The organism is Protofrankia sp. Cr1 (genome assembly GCF_963555865.1).
Taxonomy (GTDB): domain Bacteria; phylum Actinomycetota; class Actinomycetes; order Frankiales; family Frankiaceae; genus Protofrankia.
Window position 1 is genome coordinate 1 of the sequence record NZ_CAUVXO010000402.1, and the last position, 4,151, is coordinate 4,151.

Annotated in this window: 4 protein-coding genes; all 4 read left to right on the forward strand. The window is 67.8% G+C overall.

The features are described 5' to 3' along the window. The first annotated feature begins 262 nt into the window (after positions 1-262). Entirely contained in the window at positions 263-1,153 is an 891-nt protein-coding gene (locus tag U9980_RS22340) for a hypothetical protein (protein WP_322769726.1), read from the forward strand. A 301-nt stretch (positions 1,154-1,454) separates the two neighbouring features. Then, positions 1,455-2,183 carry a flavodoxin family protein gene (locus tag U9980_RS22345; RefSeq protein ID WP_322749949.1) on the forward strand — a complete coding sequence of 243 codons (729 nt, stop codon included), beginning with the start codon at positions 1,455-1,457 and terminating at the stop codon, positions 2,181-2,183. Positions 2,184-2,677: 494 nt separating this feature from the next. Then, a complete protein-coding gene (locus tag U9980_RS22350; RefSeq protein WP_322769727.1) occupies positions 2,678-3,001 on the forward strand; it encodes a hypothetical protein in 324 nt (107 codons plus the stop codon). 109 nt (positions 3,002-3,110) lie between these two features. After that, a complete protein-coding gene (locus U9980_RS22355; RefSeq protein ID WP_322769728.1) occupies positions 3,111-4,124 on the forward strand; it encodes an effector-associated domain EAD1-containing protein in 1,014 nt (337 codons plus the stop codon). Positions 4,125-4,151 lie beyond the last annotated feature (27 nt).

The window sequence follows — 4,151 nt, forward strand, 5'->3', positions numbered from 1 at the left end:
CCAGCGTCGTCCGAGGCCGCGGGCCAGCGTCGTCCGAACGATGTGACTTTCGTGCTGCTCCCGTAGCAGCAGATTCACATCCCTCGGTCGATGGGCCGGCGGGCCGGCGGTTATCCACTCCAGCAACGGCACATTCACATCCTTCGGTCGGCGGGCCGCCGGTTATCCACAGCTGACGCCAGCGTGACGACTTCGGGCGTGTGCCCTGTCACCGTTCATAGTTGTGACGTCCACCGCAGGTCCGCACGACGGCGGATGGGAGATGATCGCCCGGGATCGCAGCGGCGTGATGGCAGTGCGGGACGCGATCGCGGGCGGCCTGCGCCCCGGGGAACTGCGGTGGCGGGTCAGCACAGGTCGGTGGCAACGGCCGCTACGGGGAGTCGTCGTCACCCACTCCGGGCCGTTGACCCGTCTCCAATGGCTCTGGTGCGCGCTGGAACGGGCCGGGCCGGGAGCCGTCCTTGCCGGGTCCACAGCGGCCACGCTCGACGGTCTGCGGGGGTTCGACGCGGCGACCGTGTTCGTCACTGTGCCGTCAGACCGGCAGCTCACCGGGTATCAGGGGATCGTGGTGCACCGCAGCAGCCAACTCACCTCAGCCGACGTCCATCCGGTCCGCGTTCCCCCGCGGACCAGGCTCGCCCGCTCGGTCGTCGACATGGCGGGCTGGGCAGCCCGGGACGACGACGCCAGGGCCGCGCTCGCCGCCTCCGTACAGCAACGGCTGGTCAGCGTCGGGGAAGTGCGGGCTGCGCTGGACCGGCGCGGGCGAGCGCGGCGTCGCCGCCTGATCGTCGACACGTTGGCAGATTTTGATGTTGGCGCTGAGGCAGTGGCGGAGATGCTGTACCGGCGAATCGAGCGTCGCCACGGCCTACCGCCCGCCCGGCGCCAGCACATGGTCGAGCTGGGCGGTCGTCGCTACCTGGACGTCTGGTACGAGCCATGGCGGGTCTGGGTGGAGATCGACGGGGCCGCACACCGGGAAGCCCGGCAATGGTGGGATGACCTGGCCCGCCAGAATCTCGGAGTGCTCCAGGACCGTCTGATCCTGCGGTTCCCGACGTGGCTGCTGCGGGAGCATCCTGAGCGCGTCGCCGCCCAGGTCGCGCAGGCGCTCCGCCAACGTGGCTGGGATGGCCGCCGCTGACCGTCCGCCAGCAGCGGCTGGGGCGGCCCCCCACCGACCGCGGGCACCAGCAGCGGCTGGGCCACCAGCAGTCCGTCCACGAGAAGCGGCTCAACGATGTGAATCCAGTGCTGCTGTAGTAGCAACTCATTCACATCCTTACTGCATGATCCGCTCTCCCGACTCGGTCTGGGAGGTCCGCGCAGGCTGGGAGGTCCGCGCGGTCTGGTCGACTGCCGGCGGTGGTGGTTAGATCACGGTGGACCGACGGCTGCGACCCACCGTGGTGTCGCTGCGCCATACGGGGACCGGGGAGCGTGTCATGACGACGAACAGCGACGAGACCACATGGCGGTTCGACGGATTGCGGGCGTTGTTCATCAACTGCACGCTCAAGCGCTCACCCGAACTCAGCCATACCGGGGGTCTGATCGATCGCAGCGCCGCCCTGATGGGTGAGCGCGGTGTCGAGGTCACGGTGCTCCGCGCGATTGATCACGATATCGCGACCGGAGTGTGGCCGGACATGACCGAGCACGGCTGGCCGAGTGACGAATGGCCAACCATCTACCAGCAGGTTCTGGCGGCCGACATCCTCGTGCTGGCGGGGTCGATCTGGCTCGGCGACAACAGCTCCGTGATGAAGAAAATGATCGAACGGCTGTACGCCTGCTCGCATCTGCTCAATGAAGCGGGCCAGTACGCCTATTACGGCCGGGTTGCCGGCTGCCTGATCACCGGAAACGAGGACGGCGTGAAGCACTGCGCCATGAACGTCCTCTACAGCTTGCAGCACCTCGGGTACACGATCCCGCCGCAGGCCGATGCGGGATGGATCGGTGAGGCCGGACCAGGGCCGTCCTATCTCGATCCGGGCTCGGGCGGACCGCAGAACGACTTCACCAACCGCAACACCGCGTTCATGACCTGGAACCTGCTGCACCTGGCGAAGATGCTCAAGGACGCGGGTGGCATCCCCACGCACGGCAACCAACGCTCGGCCTGGGACGCCGGCTGCCGGGACGACTACCCCAACCCCGACTACCGCTGACCCGACCGCCGCTGGCCCGACCACCGCCGGCCCGGGTCCGCGGCGGCATGCAGCGGCCCGGATCGACCGACGCTGCCCACCCGCAGCATCAGCATTATCGGCATGTGTCGGCAGATCGGCGAGTGAGACCTGTACGGCCATTTCGCGCTGTTCTATCGTCGATGGGCGTCGACGAAGACGGACACCGCCGATCAACCCGAGCCGAGCGTCTTCCACGGGGGAGCAGATGCGCCATGCCCACCAGCGACACCATCAAAGCAGCCTGGATCGCCGGTCTCCTGGGTGTGGTTGGCACAATCGCCGGCGCGGTCCTCACTAACGGGTACGGGCTGGGCCCCTCCCCGCGCCCCACGCCGACGTTCCCGACACCGCTGCCGACCCAGGCAGCATTCACGGCGTCACATCCCACCGCAGCCGCTACCTCTTCGAGATTCACGACGTCACCTCCCAACGCGGCTGCTGTCCCAGCGAGCTATCAAGGCACGTGGACAGGCGTGGTCACGCAGTCAAACAATGCCACCTACCAGCTCACGTTGAAAATCGGTGCCGGCAGTGTGGGCACCGGGGTCGGTTCGTGGCAGGTACCGATTTTCAGCTGTTCGGGGGTGTTGGTTCTGGAGTCCGGCGGCGGACCGTTGGTATTGCGACAAAATACGACATACAACCCGAGTCTTCAGTGTTTCAGCAAGTTCGAGGTCACTGTGACACTGCAGGAAAGCTCCAGGCTCACCTACCAGATCCTCGGCGCCACAACGACGAACGGACAATTCATCAATGGCAATCCGGTCTTGGGCTCGGGTACTCTGACCCGGCTGTAGGACGCAGGCTGCGGATGATATTGCGTGCCACGGCTATGGCGGTCCGGGTGGGATCGGCACACCGGGTGATGGCTACGATTTGCCTGCCTGTCCGCAGCAGGAGGTGTGCGTGAGCAATGAAGCCAGTGCCGAAGCCGGTGCCGAAGCCGGTGCCGAAGCCGGCGCCGAAGCCGGCGCCAATGCCGGTGCCAATGTCGGCGCGGGGACGGAACGTCCGCCGAGGGTGTTCATCTCCTACGCGCACGCTGGCGGGGCGCAGGAGTCCGCGGGACACGACGAGTCCGTGCGGGAGCTCTACTGGTTTCTGCGCATGCGTGGGATCGACGCGACGTGCGACCTGCCCGCGTCCCAGGGGCGGCAGGACTGGACCCTGTGGATGGAGCGGGAGATCCGCGCGGCCGACTTCATCCTGGTGATCGCCTCGCCCGCGTACCGGCGTCGGGCCGACGGGGATGCCGCCGCCGACGACGGTCGTGGGGTGCAGTGGGAGGCCGGCCTGGTCCGCGAGGTCATCTACCGCGACCAGCGTGCGGGCCTGCTCCGGGTTCTGCCGGTCGTGCTCCCGGACGCGACCGGCGATGACATCCCGCTGTTCCTCCGGCCCTACTCGACGACCCACTACCAGGTGGATGAGATCTCCGATGCCGGGCTTGAGACCCTCCTGCGGGTCCTGCTCGGTCGGCCGCTGGAGATCGAACCTGCGCTGGGGAATCCCCCGCTGCTGCCTGCACGTCCCGGCCCGGGGGCACTTCAGGCGGTTGCGGTGGATGACCGGCCCGAGCCAGCGGCAGCGGCACGGGCGGCTTCGAGGCCGGCCGGTGTGGACATCTCGTTGAGCCGTGACGATCGGGATGCGCTGCTGACCGCCCTGGCGGAGAGTTTCACCACCGACATGGCGGCCGAGCGGGTGCTGAGCCGTATCGGCTATCCGCGGTCGCGGCGTCCCGGCTTTGCCAATGCCGTGCCCGAGCAGATCTGGAACATGATTCTCATCGACCTGGAGAACGGCGCGGTCGCGACGCCGTTCCGGGCGTTGCTGACCTCCGCCCTGCGCGACCAACCCCACAACCGGGTTTTCCGCCTGCTGGCGCGACGATACGGCGTCGACCCCGCCGCCCACTGACCGGCCCCCGATATGGCGGGTGGGCTG

Excerpts from the sequence above, each read along its gene's own strand:
- U9980_RS22345 (WP_322749949.1), top strand. The coding sequence starts at position 1,455 with ATGACGACGAACAGCGACGAGACCACATGGCGGTTCGACGGATTGCGG.
- U9980_RS22340 (WP_322769726.1), top strand. The coding sequence starts at position 263 with ATGATCGCCCGGGATCGCAGCGGCGTGATGGCAGTGCGGGACGCGATC.